Annotated in this window: 14 protein-coding genes; 6 read left to right on the top strand and 8 right to left on the bottom strand. The window is 38.6% G+C overall.

Going from position 1 to position 18848, the window contains the following annotated elements; translation table 11 throughout:
• Positions 1-60 precede the first annotated feature (60 nt).
• Positions 61-1095 carry a 23S rRNA (adenine(2503)-C(2))-methyltransferase RlmN gene (gene rlmN, locus QZR76_RS10040; RefSeq protein WP_294142686.1) on the bottom strand — a complete coding sequence of 345 codons (1035 nt, stop codon included), beginning with the start codon at positions 1093-1095 and terminating at the stop codon, positions 61-63.
• 270 nt (positions 1096-1365) lie between these two features.
• Between rlmN and QZR76_RS10035 the strand changes: the two genes are divergently transcribed.
• The gene (locus tag QZR76_RS10035; RefSeq protein WP_294142685.1) at positions 1366-3528 is read left to right on the top strand and encodes a S46 family peptidase; all 2163 of its coding nucleotides are present in this window, start codon (positions 1366-1368) and stop codon (positions 3526-3528) included.
• Positions 3529-3587: 59 nt separating this feature from the next.
• Here QZR76_RS10035 and QZR76_RS10030 read toward each other — a convergent pair whose 3' ends face one another.
• The 4 genes from QZR76_RS10030 to QZR76_RS10015 form a co-directional block, all read right to left on the bottom strand.
• A complete protein-coding gene (locus tag QZR76_RS10030; RefSeq protein WP_294142684.1) occupies positions 3588-6749 on the bottom strand; it encodes a multidrug efflux RND transporter permease subunit in 3162 nt (1053 codons plus the stop codon).
• Positions 6750-6793: 44 nt separating this feature from the next.
• The gene (locus QZR76_RS10025) at positions 6794-7906 is read right to left on the bottom strand and encodes an efflux RND transporter periplasmic adaptor subunit (RefSeq protein ID WP_294142683.1); all 1113 of its coding nucleotides are present in this window, start codon (positions 7904-7906) and stop codon (positions 6794-6796) included.
• Between the two features lie 26 nt (positions 7907-7932).
• Entirely contained in the window at positions 7933-9345 is a 1413-nt protein-coding gene (locus tag QZR76_RS10020; RefSeq protein WP_294142682.1) for an efflux transporter outer membrane subunit, read from the bottom strand.
• A gap of 96 nt (positions 9346-9441) precedes the next feature.
• Entirely contained in the window at positions 9442-10656 is a 1215-nt protein-coding gene (locus QZR76_RS10015; protein WP_294142681.1) for a DUF4252 domain-containing protein, read from the bottom strand.
• A 246-nt stretch (positions 10657-10902) separates the two neighbouring features.
• Here QZR76_RS10015 and QZR76_RS10010 point away from each other — a divergent pair, with 246 nt between their 5' ends.
• Complete coding sequence (locus QZR76_RS10010) at positions 10903-12132, top strand: glycosyltransferase N-terminal domain-containing protein (protein ID WP_294142680.1); 1230 nt, start codon at positions 10903-10905, stop codon at positions 12130-12132.
• On the opposite strand, the gene QZR76_RS10005 is transcribed toward QZR76_RS10010, so the two are convergent.
• A complete protein-coding gene (locus tag QZR76_RS10005) occupies positions 12121-13479 on the bottom strand; it encodes a S28 family serine protease (protein WP_294142679.1) in 1359 nt (452 codons plus the stop codon). The two genes, QZR76_RS10010 and QZR76_RS10005, sit on opposite strands and share 12 nt — an antisense overlap.
• Before the next feature lie 114 nt (positions 13480-13593).
• Here QZR76_RS10005 and QZR76_RS10000 point away from each other — a divergent pair, with 114 nt between their 5' ends.
• A complete protein-coding gene (locus tag QZR76_RS10000; RefSeq protein ID WP_294142678.1) occupies positions 13594-14073 on the top strand; it encodes a DUF2059 domain-containing protein in 480 nt (159 codons plus the stop codon).
• Positions 14074-14544: 471 nt separating this feature from the next.
• Here the strand turns inward: QZR76_RS10000 and QZR76_RS09995 are convergent, their stop codons facing one another.
• Together QZR76_RS09995 and QZR76_RS09990 are read right to left on the bottom strand one after the other, a co-directional pair.
• Complete coding sequence (locus QZR76_RS09995; RefSeq protein WP_294142725.1) at positions 14545-15741, bottom strand: site-specific integrase; 1197 nt, start codon at positions 15739-15741, stop codon at positions 14545-14547.
• Between the two features lie 172 nt (positions 15742-15913).
• On the bottom strand, positions 15914-16144 hold the full coding sequence (locus QZR76_RS09990) for a helix-turn-helix transcriptional regulator (RefSeq protein ID WP_294142677.1): 231 nt from the start codon (positions 16142-16144) through the stop codon (positions 15914-15916).
• A gap of 234 nt (positions 16145-16378) precedes the next feature.
• Here QZR76_RS09990 and QZR76_RS09985 point away from each other — a divergent pair, with 234 nt between their 5' ends.
• The 3 genes from QZR76_RS09985 to QZR76_RS09975 all read left to right on the top strand — a co-directional run bounded on the left by QZR76_RS09985 (position 16379) and on the right by QZR76_RS09975 (position 18804).
• Complete coding sequence (locus QZR76_RS09985) at positions 16379-16939, top strand: RNA polymerase sigma-70 factor (RefSeq protein WP_308573006.1); 561 nt, start codon at positions 16379-16381, stop codon at positions 16937-16939.
• Between the two features lie 148 nt (positions 16940-17087).
• Positions 17088-18269 carry a FecR family protein gene (locus QZR76_RS09980; protein WP_294142676.1) on the top strand — a complete coding sequence of 394 codons (1182 nt, stop codon included), beginning with the start codon at positions 17088-17090 and terminating at the stop codon, positions 18267-18269.
• Positions 18270-18372: 103 nt separating this feature from the next.
• Complete coding sequence (locus tag QZR76_RS09975; RefSeq protein WP_294142675.1) at positions 18373-18804, top strand: DUF5117 domain-containing protein; 432 nt, start codon at positions 18373-18375, stop codon at positions 18802-18804.
• The last annotated feature ends 44 nt before the right edge of the window (positions 18805-18848 follow it).

Genomic DNA, 18848 nt, shown 5'->3' with positions numbered 1-18848 from the left:
GTAAGTATTGAAAATTAGATGTTTACTCTAATTTCTACGAACGTCAGAGGCAAAATGTTATCATTTTTTATTGGCTAATTGACCGCAAGCGGCGTCAATATCTTTTCCTTTGCTATGCCGTAGATTGACGACGATATTTTTACTTTCGAGAAAGCGAATAAAGGAGTCTCTGTTCTCTGCCGGACTATGTTGGTATTTTGCTCCTTCGACTTGATTGTATTCGATAATATTGATTTTAATCGGGAATTGTCGGCAGAAAGAGGCGAGTGCTTTTGCTGCTTCCAGGCTATCGTTGACCCCTTTCAAAAGAAGATATTCAAATGTCGGACGGGTTCCGGTTTTTTCCACGAAATATTTAATGGCCTCGGCCAGTTGCGGAAGAGGATATGCTTTATTGATCGGCATGATTTGATTTCTGGTCGAATTAATGGCAGAGTGTAAAGAGATGGCCAGGTTAAAACGAACCTGATCGTCTGCCAGTCTTTTTATTCCTTCCGGGATACCGGCAGTCGAAAGGGTGATTCGATAGGGAGACATGGCTAACCCCTCTTCGGCTGTTATTTTTTGGATGGCTTCCATTACATTGTCATAGTTTAGGAGGGGTTCTCCCATACCCATAAATACGATGTTGGAGAAGATCAATCCCCGTTCTTCTGCCATCCTTTTTACGGCTACTACCTGGTCAAAAATTTCTTCCGGTTGTAGGTCCCGGATAAAACCTAATCCTCCCGTGGCACAAAAACTACATTTTAATTTGCATCCTGCCTGAGACGAAATACAGGCTGTGGCTTTATCCCGTGAGGGAATAAGTACAGATTCGATCAGTTGGCCGTCATCCAGCGTGAAACCTAATTTAGTCGTTCCATCGTTACTTTTTTGGATGTGGGTTAATGCTGCGGTTTTGATAACAAAATATTTGTCCAATAATTCCCTTGTATTTTTGGACAAGTTGGTCATATCCTCGAATCGGGTTACGCCTCGTTGCCAGAGCCATTGCCAGATTTGTTTCGTGCGAAACGCTTTTTCTCCTTGTTGTTCGAGAAAATCGGAGATCTCTTTTCCGCTACATTTCCTGATATTTCGTTTTTCTGCCATAATCGTTTTTCTGTGATGACAAAGATAGAAAGAAAACGATTTCTTTTGGAATCGCATCTTATTTTTCTGTTTGTCGGCTGTTTTTAATAAAAGGATTGCTTGCTTCTACTCGTTCGATTTTTAACAACAAGTTAAATAAAAGTGAATATGCTGGCTCTAATTGATTTTATTGTATATTTGCCGACGTTTGCTTAAAAGTATGGTAAATAGGATTTGTGTACGTGTAAATTGAAAATTGAATTATATAAAATGAATGTTTAAATGAAGCAGATGAGAAAAATTTTTATTATTGTTTTTGCTTTGCTTTCAGCGTCTATAGCTCGGGCGGATGAAGGTATGTGGTTGTTATCCTTGTTAAACAAGAATATCGACACAATGCAAGCCATGGGTTGTAAACTATCGGCTGAAGATATTTATTCAATAAATCAAGCGTGTTTAAAAGATGCAGTCGTGGGATTAGGACGGGAAGGTCGTCCTTTCAGTCATTTCTGTTCCGGTGAGATTATCTCTCCGAAAGGTTTGGTAATGACCAATCACCATTGTGGTTTCGGGGCGATACAGTCTCATTCTACGATAGAACATGATTATCTTTCCAATGGTTTCTGGGCATATAGTTTAAAAGAAGAATTAGCTAATCCGGGAATAACCGCTTCTATTCTTCAATGGATGGAAGACGTGACGGATCAGGTAAATGCCGTGTTGAATGATGATATGACGGAATCGGAGAGAGCTGTCGCAATTGATAGCGTATCTAAATTGATCGTGGAGAAAGTAACCAAGGGTACGAATTTGAGTGCTCAGGTACAGGATATGTTTGAAGGCAACCAATTCTTTTTGTTGGTATATAAGATTTATAGAGATGTTCGTTTGGTAGGAGCTCCTCCCCAAAGTATGGGTAAATTCGGCGGAGATACCGATAACTGGATGTGGCCTCGCCATACGGCGGATTTCTCCTTATTCCGTATTTATACGGGTCCTGACGGAGAGCCTGCTTCTTTCTCTGAAAAGAATATTCCGTTAAAACCCAAACATCATTTCCCGGTTTCGGCTAAAGGGATTCAAGATGGAGATTTTGCTATGACGATGGGATTTCCAGGATCTACGGATCGTTTCTTAACCTCATTCGGGTTGAAAGAGACGATGGATGTAACCAATGATATCCGCTATAAGGTACGTACGGAAAAACTTCGGGTGATGAAAGAAGGAATGGATGCTTCTCCTAAAACCCGTATTCAATATGCTTCTAAGTATGCCAGTTGTGCTAATTATTGGAAATATTCTCATGAGCAGAATATAGCATTGAAGAAGTTGAACACGATGGCCAATAAGCTTGAAATTGAAAATGAATTTACTGCTTGGGTCAATGCGGATGCTGCACGTAAAGCTAAATATGGAAATGCCTTGAGTCTGATCAAAAAGGGGTACGAAGATATGGCTGATTATTCCGTAGCTCTTGCTTATTTACAAGAAGCTTTGGGAGGACCGGAACTTCATATGTTTGCTTTCCGTACGAGCAATTTGCTCGAGAAGTTGTCCAAAAAAGATACTCTTTCCAATGATAAAAAAGAGAAGATAAAGGAAGCTTTGAAGAAATATGCTAAGGACTTTTACAAAGATTTTAATGCAGAGATAGATAAAAATTTAGTAGCTACTTTGTTTAAGATGTATAGTGAATCGGTGGGAGAAGAGATGTATCCGGAGATTATTCAATTTGTGAATAAGAAATATAAAGGTGACTATGAAAAATTCGCTCAGGATATGTTCAATAAATCGATCTACGCGAGTGAAGAGACCTTTACTGCGTTTTTAGAAAAGCCGGATATGAAGAAATTGGAGAAAGATCTGGCCCTTAAAGCTGGAAAATCGTTCTTTGAATTCTATATCGGCATGAGTGCCCGGACAAGTGAAATGAATCAAAATATAGCTAAGGGTAATCGCTTGTTTGTAAATGGGTTGATGAAAATGAACCCGGATAAGGTATGGGCTCCGAATGCCAATTCCACGATCCGATTGTCTTATGGTAAGGTCGGGAGTTATAAACCGAGAGATGCTGTGTTCTATGATTATTACACGACTTTGACGGGAGTAATGGAGAAGGAAGGACCTAAAGGCGGAGAATTTGAAGTACCGCAGCAATTGAAAGATTTGTATGCCGCTAAAAATTTCACTCCTTACGGAACAGATAATGTTGTAGCCTGCTTTATTACAAACAATGATATTACCGGAGGAAACTCCGGGTCTCCGGTGATCAATGCTAACGGAGAGTTAATCGGCGCTGCATTTGACGGGAATTCCGAAGCGATGTCCGGAGATATCGATTTTGAAGAGAATTTGCAACGTTGTATCAACGTGGATACTCGTTATGTCCTGTTCATCATCGATAAGATGGCCAAGGCTAAGAACCTGATCGACGAAATGACGATCGTATATTGATAGAGAAGTTTTTATATTTGTAAAGAGTCGGCTGTAAACCTGCCGACTCTTTATTTATGTTATATATCTTTATCAGGAGAGTCATGTGGTTTTGCCGGAAGATTATGCTTTTTTCGACCGAGGCGTTCTTGTAAGGATTGCATCATGTAATAAAAGTTAGGCATAAACAGAGTACCGACCAAAGAGCTCATCAGCATACCGGCGAAGACGGCAATACCGAGGGAGATACGACTGGCCGCACCGGCTCCGCTGGAAACGACCAAAGGAAAAGTACCGAGGATAAAAGCGAAAGAGGTCATTAAAATCGGGCGTAGCCGGACTCTTCCTCCTTCCAAGGCAGCTTCATAGATAGACTTTCCTTCGTTATGATAATCCCGGGCAAATTCGACAATCAAGATGGCATTTTTGGCCGTGAGTGCAATTAACAGGATAATACCGATTTGCGTGTATACACTAATAGGTAAATTCATAACCATAACGCCGATCACGACACCTAAAAGAGCAATGGGTAATCCCATAATTACGGCAAACGGAGTGGTCCAGCTCTCGTATTGAGCGGCTAAGATCAGGAACACGACGATAATGGCCAAGGCGAAAATAAGAGAGGTGGTGGATCCGGCACTCTCTTCCTGATAAGCCAAGGCTGTCCATTCGTGACCAAAGGAGGTTCCTAATTTTTCCTGCATGAGTTGGGTCATGATGTTTAATGCCTGACCGGAACTGTAGCCGGGTGCGGCTTCTCCGGAAATCATGGCTGCCACGTAAGTATTGTATTTGGGTAGTAATTCGGCTCCAAGTTGTTGTTTTATAGTTGTAAATGCCGAAAGGGGGACCATATTGCCATCGGCATTCTGTACGTTCAAATAAAGGACATCTTGGATTAACCGGCGACTGTCGGGAGCACCTTCCAGTTTAACCTGATAAGTGCGTCCGTATTTAACGAAATTATTCACGTAAACAGAACCTAAATAACTGGATAGGGCATTGAATATGTTTCCGATGGGGATTTGCATAAGTTCGGCTTTATCCCGGTCGATATTTAAAAAATATTGGGGCACATTGGCACTGAACGTGGATCGCAGGGAGGATAATCCCGGATGGGCGTTCCCTGCCTGGACCAATGCGTCTGTTACCTGTTGCAGCATTTGAGGTCCGTAACTGTTGATGTCTTCTATCATGACCTGAAAACCGCTACTCTCTCCTAAACCGGGGATAGGTGGAGGTGAAATAGCATAAGCCTCTGCCTCTTTGATTTGTAAATAGGCCATTTCGTTGAAGCGATTAACAATAGATTCGACGCTAAGGGCTTTACTTTTGCGTTCGTCCCAATTTTTTAGCATTACGAAAATAGAGGCGGCATTAGAGCTTTCGGCATTGTCCATGATGGAAAAACCGTTGATGGTAATATACGTTTCTATTCCATCCAATTCATCTAATATCTTGCTGGCTTTTTCGACGGCTTTAGCCGTTTGGAAGTAGGAGGCTCCGTCCATCAGTTGCATGGAGATGATAAAATACCCTTGATCTTCATTGGGAATAAAGGTCCGGGGTTCTCTTGAAAATTGGATAAAGGCAATGGCGGATAGAAGAAGAAAAACGATAAAGGTCAATACGGATTTTCGCATAAAACCTTTTACTACCCACAAATAACCGTTTGTGGTTTTTTCGAAGAGACGGTTGAAACCTTTAAATAAAAAGAATTTAGACGGTTGTTTGGGCTTAAGGAAAAGGGCACATAGGGCCGGACTTAAAGTTAAAGCGTTGAATCCGCTGATTACCGTGGCTACGGCTATTGTCAGGGCAAATTGTTTATAGAGCGATCCGGTGATTCCTCCAATGAATGCCGTCGGAATGAATACGGCCAACAGGACTAATACGATACCAACGATGGCTCCGGATACTTCTTTCATTGCCTGTTTTACGGCTTCTTTCATGTTATTATATTTCCCGGTTTCAATTAACCGGTAACTGTTTTCTACAATCACAATGGCATCATCCACGACCAAACCGATAGCTAAAACAAGGCCGAAGAGGGTCAGGGTGTTGATGGAAAAACCCAATAGCCCCATGAAGGTAAAGGTACCGATCAGGGACACCGGAATCGTGATAAGGGGGATCAACATGGCCCTCCAGTTTTGTAGGAATAACAAAATGACGATAAGTACCAATACAAAGGCAGAACCCAAGGTTTTGTATATCTCTTTGATGGATGCCTTAATAAATTCTGTCGTATCCAGGGTAATATTGTAATGAACACCTTCTGGGAAATAGGATCCCAGTTTTTCCATCTGGGCTTTTACCCGTTTCGCTACATCGAGAGCATTTGCCCCCGGGAGTTGGTAGATGGCTATAGCGGCTACGTTTTGTCCCTTTAAGGTAGCTTCCACGTTGTAACTTTCATTACCTAATTCTATGGTAGCGACATCTTTTATTCGTAAATATTTTCCTCCGGGTAAAGCTTTTATAATGATATTTCCGAATTCCTCTTCGTTCAATAATAAGCCTTGGGTTTCAAGGGTATATTTGAATGCTACTTTTTGATTTAGCGGTAGAGAACCGACCGATCCCGCCGCTACTTGTATGTTCTGGCTTTTAATAGCGGCAATAACTTCTTCCGGCGAAACTCCCCGGATCGTGAGCAGGTCGGGATTCAGCCAAATACGCATGCTGTAATTTCCGGCTCCGAATAGTCCTACATTTCCGACTCCCTTGACGCGCCCCAATTCGTTTACCAAATTCAGTTCCGCGTAATTGGAGAGGTAGAGTGCGTTGTAATTCGGATTATCGGAGGTAATGGAAAGAAACATGACCACGTTGGTCGATTCTTTTGTCGTGGTAACTCCGATTTGGGTCACTTCTTGCGGTAAGGTACTAAGAGCCATGTTTACTCTGTTTTGTACCAGTACGGTTGCCATATCAAGATCTGTTCCTACTTCGAATGTAATAGTTAACTTGTATACCCCTGCGCTGGAAGAGGTAGATGACATATAAAGCATTCCCTCGACCCCGTTGATTTGTTGTTCGATGGGAGTGGCTACCATTTGAGAGATGGTTGTTGCATTTGCTCCCGGGTAGCTCGCCTCTACCACTACGGTTGGAGGAGTAATGGTGGGGTATTGTTCCACGGGCAAACCGCGGAGGGTAACCAATCCGGCCACGACGATCAATACGGATAATACCGTGGCAAAGATAGGTCTATTAATGAAAAATGTAGACATCATAGGATTTGAAGATTTAAATTAAAATTGATCATTGATGGTGCCCGTTATTTAGGAACGGAGAGTACGGGAGTTACTTTCATTCCGGGACGAACGTTCACGAGTGCTTCTACTACATATCGTTCTCCCATTTCAACTCCTTGTGTGATTTCCCGCATTCCGTCCGGAGTGAGTACCCCTACGTCCACATGCCTGAATTCTACCGTATTATCAGGATTGACAATGTAAACAAATCTTCCGCTCAGGTTTGTCCCGATGGAACCTTCCGGAATAAGAATAGCTTTGGTAACCGTTTTATAAGGGATGATCACTTTCACATATTGTCCGCTAAGTAGCTCGCCGTTAGGATTTAAAATACTGGCTCTAAGGGTAAGACTTCCTGTTGTCAAATCTATATTGGGAGCGGTATAGTCTAATGCTCCCACCCATGTTTTTTCCGGGGTGTTTACATCTTGAATCGTAATCTGTTGCGATGTCCGGTTCGGGGTCGGTTGTGACATTTTCACGTAATCCTGGTAAGCCATATTGAAATATAGAAACATCTTGCTGTCCTTATATATAGTGGCCAACGTGGTCGTTTCCGTGCCAACAAGGTTGGCTTGGTCTATAAGATTCCGGGATATTCTGCCGGAGAAAGGTGCTTTGATGTAACAATAATTCAGATTAATATGGGCTAAATCCAGTTGGCTGTGGGCTTCTTCGTAGGAGGCCATGGCTTCCCCGTAATTGGATTCGGCTTGTAGGTAGTCTATTTCACTGACGGCATTTGTTTTTACAGCATCTTTCATCTTTAGGTAAGAAGCTTTACTATAGGCCAATTGGGATTTGGTGCTTTCCAGAGTAGCTTCTGCCTGACGGACTTTATCTTTATAAGGTTGGGGTTCAATGACAAAAAGAAGTTGTCCTTCATGAACGCGTTGACCTGGTTTGAAATGGATCTCTTCCAGAAATCCAGGGACCCGGGCTATTAAGTCCACCGTTTGTTCTGCCTCCAGATAGCCTGGGTACTCGAACGTGTATACGACCGTCCGTTGCGTGGGATTACTTACTTCGATAGAGGGGGCAGGAGGTGTTTCTTGTGGTTTGGGCTTTCCGCAACCTCCCGTAATAGCACTAATCGTTATAAATGATATTCCGAGGAAATGAGTCAGTCGTTTCATTTTATTTTATTTTTATGGATTATTCTTTATTTTTCAAGATGGTCTCCGATCGGCCATCCGCCTCCTAATGCCTGATATAACTGGATGAGGTTCCGGAGTGACATGCTTTGAGCTTGGATCAGAGAATTTTCGTAGTTTAGCAGACTTACTTGAGAACTGAGAACATTTTGGTAATTTGTCAATCCGCTTTTGTATAGATTGATGGCCAATTCCAACGTAAGTTTAGATTGTTGAAAGGCCTCTTTCATGGCTGAGATTTGTTGTAATGATTTGTTATAGGTGACCATGGCATTGTCCACTTCTTGAATGGCGGTCAATAGGGTTTGATTATAATTATTAATCTCTTCTTCCAGTTGTAATTGTGCTGTTTTTTCTGCTTCAACGAGATTGCGACCGCTGAAAATGGTCCACTTCATCGTGGGAGCAATTTGCCATATCATGTTGTCCCGGTCTGTGAAGTTTTCAAACTGTTCCGAGGAATAACCGAAAAATCCGGTAAGTAGGAATTTGGGCCACCAATCGGCACGACTGGCCCCAACGGCGGCAGCCAAACCGTCAATGGTTCGTTCTGCAGACCGGACGTCCGGACGTTGGCGAATAAGATTTGCCGGAATACCAAGAGCTGCTTTTCTCGGATTGACGGGGATGGGTTTGGCTTTTAATAATTCCTCCCGTAGAAGGCTCGAGTGTTCCCCGATTAAAACACTAATTAAATTTATTTCTTCATTAATGGAAGATTCTATTCCGGGAATACTGGCTTTCGTTTGTAGATACAAGCTTTTGGATTGTGCCACATCTAATTGCGATACTAATCCCACATCAAATTTAGAGATAGTCAATTCCATAACTTTTTTTTGGGACTCTAAATTTTCTCGTGTTACCTGAAGCTGTTTTTGTGCCGTGCGTAAATTGATATAAGCTGCCGATAATTGAGCGGCCATGGAAACCATAACTCCCCGGTAGTCTTCCTGAGCTGCCAGATAGAACTCTTTTTGCGAAGAACTCTCTTTACGAATCCTTCCGAATATGTCCAATTCCCAATTTAAATTAAGTGTCGCTGTTCCATTCCGTTCGATGATGTTTTTTTTGTCTGCACTCAGACTGCTTTTTTCAGGAGCATAATTTACGGTGAGGTCGATAGAAGGGTAGTAAGGACTACGATCTACTCTCAATTTCGATTTTGCCATTTCGATTTTACGAATAGCAATCCGTACATCGTAGTTTTTGTTTACTGCTTTAATAATTAACGAGTCGAGAATAGGATCTTTGAATAATTTCCACCACTCGTCTTGCGAGGGAAGGGGTTGTTGCAAATTAGAATTTTCATTTCCCTGCTTCGACCGGATCATTTTGTTTTGGCCAAAGGTTGGAAGGAAAATCATAAAGGTAATAATCAGAAGAAAAACTCCTGGTTTCATCGGTATTGCTGCTTGTCTCATAAACGTATTGTTGGTCGTTTAATACAATTTAAAGAAAGTCGCCCGGGTGAAAGACGACTTCCTCTTTTGCAGCTATACGATTTTTTAATAGAAAAGTTAGAACCCGAATATCATTTTATCGACAACGATAATGACTTTAGCCGACGGGTATCCCAGTATTTTACTCTCGCTTTCGGTTATGGGACGGATTTGAATAATATCTGCCGGATTGATATCCAAATTTCCGGTTAATTGGTTGTTAATGATTAGAATCGGTTCATTCAATTTGTCCAGATTAAAGGTGTAATCCTGATTTTCGTAATTGAATTTTAAAATACCGTTGGCATAACTGATGAATTTTCCGGCTTTTTGTTTGGAATTGATCACGACATAAGACGTTCTGGGGTCTTCGGGAGAACGAACCATATTTACAGTGGCAATTTCATCCGGGATACGATTACCTATGCTGTCGGCGGTGAATTCTTTTCCGTCGATTAAATAAATGATCTTCGAATTTTGAGAATTAACTTTAATCTTGGTTTTTCCGTTTTCTTGAATGACCTCTAATCCGTTAGACATAAATTCTTCGAAGCCATCGCCTGAAGTCATTCCTTGTCGGTGATCAAATGAATTTCCCATGTTTTGCATCATTTCTTGCATTCGTGTAAACATTTCGTCCATACGACCCAATTGTTCCTGATGATTTCTTAAAAATCCGTTTAGCATTGTAGAATCGCCGGGGAAAGTGTCGTCTTGTAAAAATCTTTTCAAAAGTTCTTGATGCCTGCTCAGTAGATTTTCTTCTTCCTGTTCGGGAGAATTGACGTAGGTAAGAGCGTCTATCCCTTTTACCTGGAGGGCGTTTGCCAGCAAATGAATTTTATTCAATTCAATATCCCCCTTCAGTTCTATAATTATAGCTTTATTTCTCTCTTCTTTCCATAGAACCAAAGAGGTGATTATATCGTCGTTTTGCGTGACAAAAAGACGTTCGTTCCCTGTGGCTCCTCGATAACTTTGTACCTGATTGTATTTCGACTCGTTTTCCAGTATGGAATTTAAACGATAGTATATATTCTCGAAGACATTGGTTTTTGTTTGTTGACGATCTATCTGAAGAACATTGATTTCTTCAACTTTTTTAAGTACTTCTTCCGTGGCAAGCGAAAGGTCGTTCTTTTTATATAATCCGTAAAGTGACGGATTCAGCATGGTCACGGTTACTCCTTCTTTGTTACGGAAGGCTTTCATCTCTTTTCCAATTTGTGCTTGGAGTGGGAAAATCAGGATGATATTCATCATAATACCCATGAATAGATTTAGAATCTTCATAACTTAAGTTTTAAATTTATGTTGTGACTGATTTTTGTATAAATTCTCTGGTAAAATTAATGAATAATTGAGATGATGGTTTGTGCTTAACGTTATTTACAAAAGTGATGCTATCGGGTTAGAATTTTTATACCTTTGAGGCGTGGTGAAACATCAAAGAGATCACGGGGAAAAAATTATTTGAAAGAAGAAAAATATTAAATTTGAAGTAGGAATCGGAGATACATAAGTTAAAATCATAAGGATATGTCTGTATTTGTATATAATATCGGTATTGTATTTTATCTTTTTGCAATTCGTATAGCGGCTTGTTTTAATGAAAAAGCTTCTTTATGGATAAAAGGGAGAAAAGGTCTTAGGAGCAAGTTGAAGAATATAGATCGGGGAGAAGGTAAATTGGTCTGGTTCCATGCTGCTTCGTTGGGAGAATTCGAGCAAGGACGTCCTGTCATGGAGATGCTACGTGTTAAGGAACCGACGACCAAAATAGTATTGACTTTTTTTTCACCTTCCGGTTATGAAATCCGTAAAAATTATGCAGGAGCGGATTATATATTCTATTTACCTATAGATACCCCTTCGAATGTTCGGCATTTTCTGGATTCTATACGTCCTGATGCTGTCGTTTTTGTAAAATACGAGTATTGGTATAATTATCTGTACCAATTGAATAAACGTCGGGTTCCCATTTATTTGATTTCAGCGATTTTCCGGAAAGAGCAACCTTTCTTTAAATGGTGGGGCGGTTTACACCGGAGAATGTTGAGCTTTTTCACAAAACTTTTTGTGCAGGATGAAGAGTCTGTCCGGCTCTTGTCGTCTATTGGAATTACAAATGTCCAGAAAACAGGTGATACGCGGTTTGACCGGGTAAAGCAAATTGCGGATATTGCCAAACAAATTGACCGGGTAGAGGTTTTTTGTTCGGATAAACGTGCTGTCGTTTGTGGAAGTACCTGGCCCGGAGACGAAGAAATTATTCTCGATTATATCAATAGGCAAGATAATACTTATAAATGGGTCATCGTACCGCATGAAATTGGAGAGAACCACCTGAAGCAAATTATGGACGGTTGTAAGAAAAAGATAGCTCGTTTTACCGATGAGCAAGCGGATCTTTCCGCTTGTCAGGTACTTCTGGTTGATTGCATAGGACTACTCTCTTCTATCTATCGTTATGGGTCGATCTCGTATATCGGGGGAGGGTTCGGTAAAGGGATTCATAATACCTTGGAAGCTGCCATTTATGGTGTTCCGGTTATTTTTGGTCCTAAATTTCATAAATTTAAAGAAGCCGTAGATTTATTAGAATGCGGAGGGGCATTTACAATAAAGAATGCGGATGAATTTACTGCTCTTATGGATTCTTTAATAAAAAATCCGGCTATCACGGAGACAGCCGGAACGAATGCTTTAAAATTTGTTCGTAGCCGATTGGGAGCTACCGATCAGATTATTCATCAATTAATAAATTAATTCCTCCGATTCTTCTTCTTCAATTCCTTTGATCCAGCTATTTAGCTTTTTTAGTATAGCTGACTTTGTCAGGTTTTCGAAACTCTGAATCCGACATCTGTGATCCATGTCTGCTTTCACGTATTTCGAACATTTCTCATTCTTCTTTAAATCTACCGCTGTCCCACTCCAAGGATCAAGTCCGCCGTATATGAACAACATGTTTTGGGCACTCGTCTGAAGCCATTTGTTGATCGCTTGTAATTGCTTGGCGTTGAATGAAACTTTTTCCTGTCCTGCGGGTAACGCGAAATGGAAATCAATGATATTATCAGGTTCTTCTTTAAAGTATTTCTTGAACGGTTTGATATTGTAGGCATACATGCCGGTTTCCGTCAGGGCTGCATAGTAGAAAGGTTGGAGCTTCTCGATGGATTTATCATTGAAAAAATCGGGAGAAGATACGGTTACCAGATAATTAAAAATCTCATTTATATCTTTGGAGTCTTCTGTCGGCATATCGTTTATGTCTGCTCCCCATTGCCAGAATGAAAATGGAAATTCCAGAATAACCAATTTTGTAGCTCTCTCTATTCCGCCTACTTTGTGGAAAGTGTAATTATGACTTTGAGCCAATTCTTGCATCTTGGGAACAAGTGTATTTAAATTTTCAAAACATCGCTTTTGGAAATCGAAGATTTGCCATTTGATATCCTTGCCTCCTCCTTCGAATAGTTTTCGATGTTCGGGAGTTCCTCCTAAATTATTCAGGTATTTTTCCAATCTGGGATCTATGGCTTCCAAGTTCATGGGGGCCACGTAAGGAACACTTATTTCTACGTCTTCAGGATAAAAATAACGATGATATATAGTTGTTTGTCCGCCTTTACTGATTCCCGTGGATATCCATTTGGTCCCCGGGTATATTTTCCGAATGGCCTGTATGATGTTATGCTGATCGGCTGCCGCCTGTTTAATCGTGAGGTCATGCCAGGGTATTCCGGATGAGGGCACACTTTGATTAAAGAATCGATGTTCTATCGTGATCTGGTTTGTGTTGAAGAATTCGGAGAGTTCGCTTTCTTTTGTCGTATGGATCCCGTAACCTTCCAAAACGGCAACCATGGGGGCATTGAAATCACGGTGGCCCAACAAAACCCGTTGTTTAAAACTTCCTTTGCTCGGATTCGAATGGTCAATAGGTTGTTCGAACCAAAACTCGTAATATTCCGTGTATGGAGGAACGTCTATTTTTTTAATGTCAGAGATTTCTTTAATTTCTTGCAGTTTTTTTAATAGAGAAGTGTCAGCTAATGAAGTAACTGACATAAATACCATTGTAATAAGAAATAGAAATAGATGTTTCATGACCCATTGTTTTATTTAGACGGCAATTTATAAAATATTTTTATTTTTTCTTCGAGTTATGATAGCTTTTCGTGTAAAATCGATATACTTGCATAATAATTTAAAAATGGATTTATGAAAAAGATTATGATCATGGTTGTTTTAACCCTTTTTGTATGGGTTGGAACAAAAGCACAAACGACAGCACCGGCTACCCAGCCTTCAAAAGAGTATGTTGAGACATTGAAAAAAATGATGCAAGTTTCAGGAGCAGACCTTTCTTTTAAAATGATGGTTCCCCAGATGTTTGCAGCAATTAAACAACAGCTTCCTAATATCCCGGCTGATGCTCTTGAGACTATTCAAAAAGAGGTAGAAAAGACGGCATTGGATGATTTGATAACGATGATGGCCCCTGTTTATGAAAAACAATTAACCAAGGCAGATCTGGAAGAGATCATTAAGTTTTACGAGACTCCGATTGGAAAAAAATTAGCTGCTGCCCAACCGATGATTATGCAAGGCAGTATGCAGATTGGACAACAATGGGGTCAACAAGTTGTCATGAAAGTTCAGAAAATGTTACAGGACAAAGGTTATTTGCCCATGCAATAATACCTGTTTAACAAGATACAAAAATGGGATCATTCTTCGTTGGATGATCCTTTTTTTATTGCAGGTTTCGAGTTTACCTGATAATATAATTTTCCGTTTGCAATTCCATACCAACAGTTCATAATCTCCAAGTATGCTTTGCCACATATGCTGGAAAATTGATTTTCAGAGATTCTTTATAAGTAGAATAGTATATTTCACTACTGCTTTAAACTTGATTTTATATCTTTTTTAAGAAGTTCTTTTACGATAGATAATTTTGATCTGACCAGCAATTTGTTTTCTTCCGGATGAAAAAGAATAAATAAGTTGTGTTGTCCTTGTTAAAGTGATCCATGAAATAGAGGTAATTTTTTCCTTCAAAAAAACAGGAGTCCCCGACGGACAATTTGAATAATTATGTATCTATTAGCTACAAATGAGTTGTATTTAAATATTATTCTTTATAAGCCAGAATGTAAGCCAGAAAAATTATAATCCTTTGAAAAAAGGGTGTTCCTGTAATTGTCTTGCGTTGTCTTCTTGAGTGATTCGGATATAACGTAAAAATACTTTTTCAGAAGAGTGTCCCGTGATTTTCATGATGGCAAGTGTCGGGACATGCGCCAGATAAGCATTCGTGGCGAACGAACGACGGGCCGTGTGAGCAGTTACCAATTGCCATTTTTCCACAATCTTTTGTATTTTCTGATTTTTTCTCGTCTCTTCAATAATGATTGCCGATTTTATACCCGCCCCTTTAGCTATTCTTTTGATATATTCGTTAAACAAACTATTAGAAGGTACGGGGGGAAAGCCGAAATCATATTTTCGAATAATTCTTTTTACAATCGGATGTAATGGGATTTCAATGATTTCGTTTGTCTTTTGTGTTTGAAGTCGGATGGTATTATTCTTTGTTATATTTTCTTTCTTTAGCCTGGAAAAATCGGAGAATCGTAATCCCGTGTAAGCAGCTAAAATAAACATGTCTTTTACTTTTTCCAAATTGACGGGACAATCATATTGATCGATTTGTTTCAATTCCTGAGTTGATAAATAGATTGTTTCTTTTTCTTCTACAGGTTTTTTGAACGGTTTTTTTCTATAATCATCACTTACGGTAAAGCCTTTTTCATAAGCACTACGCATCCACGTTTTTATATGTTTAATAATTTTTCCGATCGTATTTAATTTGTAGTTGTGAACCATTAAATATTTTGTAAAATCATTATAAAAACTGAGATCTATCTGATCTAAACGAAGTCTTTTCCGCTTATGATCAAAATATTGCTTCAAAATTTTGACACTACACCAATGACTTGTCAGGGTAGAGGGACGATAATCCGAAACATCTTCCAAATAATACTGGACAAATTTTAAAAAATCGTAAGACGAAGAAAGATCTGTTTTTTGGTCTAATTTGAAACGAATTTGATATCTTACATGCGAAACTGTAGGAGCTTGTTTTTTCCTTTGACATTCTTGTAGAATATCAATAAGTGTATTTCGAGTTCGCTCTATTTCTGAATTTATATTTAGCAGATGTTTTTTTAATATCGGATTACCTTTTAAATCTGAATTTACTCTGCTGTCTATAATGGCACAACCGTTTTGATTATCCCAGTATAAAGGATTAATTTTTAATTGACGCGGTAAATAATAAGTAAATCTACCATCTGACAACATCATACGGATTTGTATCAAACTCCAGTTTGTATTTGGCCTGAATAAACTAAATCTGATTCGGCCAATGATTCTATCTATATTTGTGTTCATAAATTATGTTTTTCTAAACAGATCATAAATATGCCAATTGATACGCCAATTTGATAAAGATCAATTCTTCTATTATCATTATTTATTCATTGTCGATATGAGGGAAAAAATCCCCAGGGGCACATTCTAAATATTGTGCGATTTGATAAAGTTGCGTTACACTATATTTTGCCGGATAATGTACACTCTCAACTTGCCCAATAAAACCTAAGGATACACCTATGCCATAAGCTAACTCCGCTTGGGAAACTTTCAATTCCAAGCGGCGTTTTTTGATTTTTTCAATGACCTGTAGATCTATCTTAGATTTCATACCAACAACTTACCTATGCGAAGTAACTGAAAAATAATATTTTTGTACTTAGCAGTACTAAGCAGAATGTTATGTACCACTAAGTCAATAAGTAGTAATGTCTGTAATATTAACGAGTAACGACTCTTTTTGTTACCCAAAAAATATTTTTTTGATATAATGTCACCCGTTTGTTAATTTTTTTTGTCATATACAATACGGATATGTATATTTGTTATAAAATACATCTAATGTATGACGGAATTAACACATTATACTTCAATTTTCTCAACGGATGAAAAATGCAAAGAGATGTTTTGCAAATTTTATCCGGGCCTATGCCTTTTTGCGCATCGAATCGTAAAAAATTTTGATGAAGCAGAAGATATTGTCCAAAATACATTTATTGTTCTGTGGAATAAAAGTGTAGAACTAACAAAAAAGACATCCCTGAAATCTTATTTATATAGCTCCGTATATAATGCTTGTATAAATCACATGAAGAAGCAAGCTTATGTCGGTGAAAAGATGAAAGAATTTCAGCAAGAAGAATATGATGACAAGAATTACTTATTACAACGTATCGAGAACGAGGTAATGGAAGAAATTTTCAACACGATTGAGCGCCTTCCTGAAGAGTGTAAGAAAGTATTCAAATTAAGTTATATTGAAGGATTTGAAGTTAATCGGGTAGCCGAAATTTTGGATATTTCAGAGAATACGGTGAAGACTCAACGATTACGAGCACGCAAATTTTTGAAAGAAAGTTTGAAAGATCTTTTTCCGTTATTGTTACTTTTTATCCCAAATCTATAAAATACACAGACATGTACTGATGTGGCAGGGTATTGATAATCAGGATATCATTCTTTAAAAATATTTTTTATTTAAAAAACAGACAAGTATTGTCACCCCCCGAACGTTATTTTTTGTCTTATATGTGAAATGTAATCCAAAGTAAGAAATGGAAAAAGAAGCAACCATAGAAATCATATCAGAATTAATCATAAAAATGATTAAGGGAACTATTGATAAGGATGAAAAAGTTGTTTTAGACAAATGGATTGCACAATCTTCTGAAAACAGAGCATTATACGATCATCTATTAGATGGACAGTATGTTTTGAAACAATATCAGGTTTATCAACAGATCGAACCGGAAAAGATCTGGAGTAAAATTATAAAACGAGAAAGGAAGCAACATTACTGGATTCGACTTATCGGATATGCTGCTTCTGTTTTATTATTAATAGGAGGGGCTTTTCTTTATTGGCCTAAACAAGATCAGAAGAACAAAAAAACGGAGTCCGTTACGACTACACTAAACAATATTTTACCAGGCACGGGAAAAGCGACCTTAATTCTCTCTGACAAACGAGAAATTCAATTAGGACAAGAACATCAAGTTCAAATGATGGATAGTACAGGTATGCGGTTCAAAAATGATTCTTCTACTTTATATTATTCGACAGAAACATTGTTGACGGATACAAGTGCAGAAAATGACATCCATACCTTAGTCGTCGGACGTGGTGGAGAGTTTTGTGTACAACTACCGGACGGAACTGTGGTTTATTTAAATTCAGATTCTAAGTTAAGATATCCGTTGGCTTTTAATTCTGAAGAACGCAAAGTTTATTTAGAAGGAGAAGCTTATTTTGAGGTAAAGCCTGATAAAAATAGAACATTTATTGTTGAAAGCAAAGGCTTTTCGATTAAAGTCTTGGGAACTTGTTTCAATGTTTCGAATTACAAAGAAGATGATATATCGCGGATTGTTTTGTTAAGCGGAAGCGTAGAAGTTGCTAAAGCAGACAAGAATTATAAACTTACACCAAACCACGCGTTAGAGATTACCGGAAATAAAATTGAAATAAAGAAAACCAATGCAATAAATTCAATTTCGTGGAAAAATGATAAATTTTATTTTTCAAACGAACGTTTAGAAGTGGTCATGAGAACATTGGCTCGTTGGTATGATGTGAATCTTTTTTATACGAATCAATCTATTAAGGACTATCATTTTTCGGGATTTATTCCAAAATACGAGAAGATATCGAAAGCGTTTGAAATTTTGGAGTTAACAGCTAAGGATGTAAAATTTGATGTGAAAGACAAGACCGTTACGGTCATGAAATGTGAATAATTAACAATATCTGTTTTGAAATAAAATTATTTATCTTAATAATAAGATGAAATAGGGAGTTGTATGCATTAATTACAAGTATGTAAAATCTAATTAAAAAATTATGAGGTACGAATTAATTTTGATCATCTTGTTTTTCGTGGTGGCTGGAGTCATGGAGACGCAAGCTGCAGCAAGAAAGAAGAAGAAAAACAACAAGGAGACAGAAGTCAGTTATAACGGGGATGTTGTCGTGGGGCAAAAACCTAAAGAACCATTAATTCAGTTTACGAAAATAGACTCCACGATACAATTACGTCAAATCTTTAATTATTCCATTACTCGTAAACAGAATGAGAATATTGCAAAAGCAATCGAGAAAGCTAATATAGGAGCTATTATTGGTGTTTATAAAATAGAAGCTTATAATCCCGATAGTACGGCTGTTGTTATTGAGATGACTAAATTGTCCGTCGGGGACAATAAATTTTTGATTAACGAGCCATTGGTTATTATGAAATCGGCTGAAAGTACCTCATCGGAAGATTTTGTATGATGTCAATGGACCCGATAGAAATGCGTGAATAATTATTTATAATT

This window comes from uncultured Sanguibacteroides sp. (genome assembly GCF_900543425.1).
In the GTDB taxonomy this organism is placed as follows: Bacteria; Bacteroidota; Bacteroidia; order Bacteroidales; family Marinifilaceae; genus Gabonibacter.
The sequence above is the reverse complement of the archived record's forward strand: the minus strand, read 5'-3'. Positions and strand labels throughout refer to the sequence as shown.

Coding starts and splice junctions, on each gene's coding strand:
- rlmN (WP_294142686.1), bottom strand. CDS start 1,095: ATGGCAGAAAAACGAAATATCAGGAAATGTAGCGGAAAAGAGATCTCC.
- QZR76_RS10035 (WP_294142685.1), top strand. CDS start 1,366: ATGAGAAAAATTTTTATTATTGTTTTTGCTTTGCTTTCAGCGTCTATA.
- QZR76_RS10030 (WP_294142684.1), bottom strand. CDS start 6,749: ATGATGTCTACATTTTTCATTAATAGACCTATCTTTGCCACGGTATTA.
- QZR76_RS10025 (WP_294142683.1), bottom strand. CDS start 7,906: ATGAAACGACTGACTCATTTCCTCGGAATATCATTTATAACGATTAGT.
- QZR76_RS10020 (WP_294142682.1), bottom strand. CDS start 9,345: ATGAGACAAGCAGCAATACCGATGAAACCAGGAGTTTTTCTTCTGATT.
- QZR76_RS10015 (WP_294142681.1), bottom strand. CDS start 10,656: ATGAAGATTCTAAATCTATTCATGGGTATTATGATGAATATCATCCTG.
- QZR76_RS10010 (WP_294142680.1), top strand. CDS start 10,903: ATGTCTGTATTTGTATATAATATCGGTATTGTATTTTATCTTTTTGCA.
- QZR76_RS10005 (WP_294142679.1), bottom strand. CDS start 13,479: ATGAAACATCTATTTCTATTTCTTATTACAATGGTATTTATGTCAGTT.
- QZR76_RS10000 (WP_294142678.1), top strand. CDS start 13,594: ATGAAAAAGATTATGATCATGGTTGTTTTAACCCTTTTTGTATGGGTT.
- QZR76_RS09995 (WP_294142725.1), bottom strand. CDS start 15,741: ATGTTGTCAGATGGTAGATTTACTTATTATTTACCGCGTCAATTAAAA.
- QZR76_RS09990 (WP_294142677.1), bottom strand. CDS start 16,144: ATGAAATCTAAGATAGATCTACAGGTCATTGAAAAAATCAAAAAACGC.
- QZR76_RS09985 (WP_308573006.1), top strand. CDS start 16,379: ATGACGGAATTAACACATTATACTTCAATTTTCTCAACGGATGAAAAA.
- QZR76_RS09980 (WP_294142676.1), top strand. CDS start 17,088: ATGGAAAAAGAAGCAACCATAGAAATCATATCAGAATTAATCATAAAA.
- QZR76_RS09975 (WP_294142675.1), top strand. CDS start 18,373: ATGAGGTACGAATTAATTTTGATCATCTTGTTTTTCGTGGTGGCTGGA.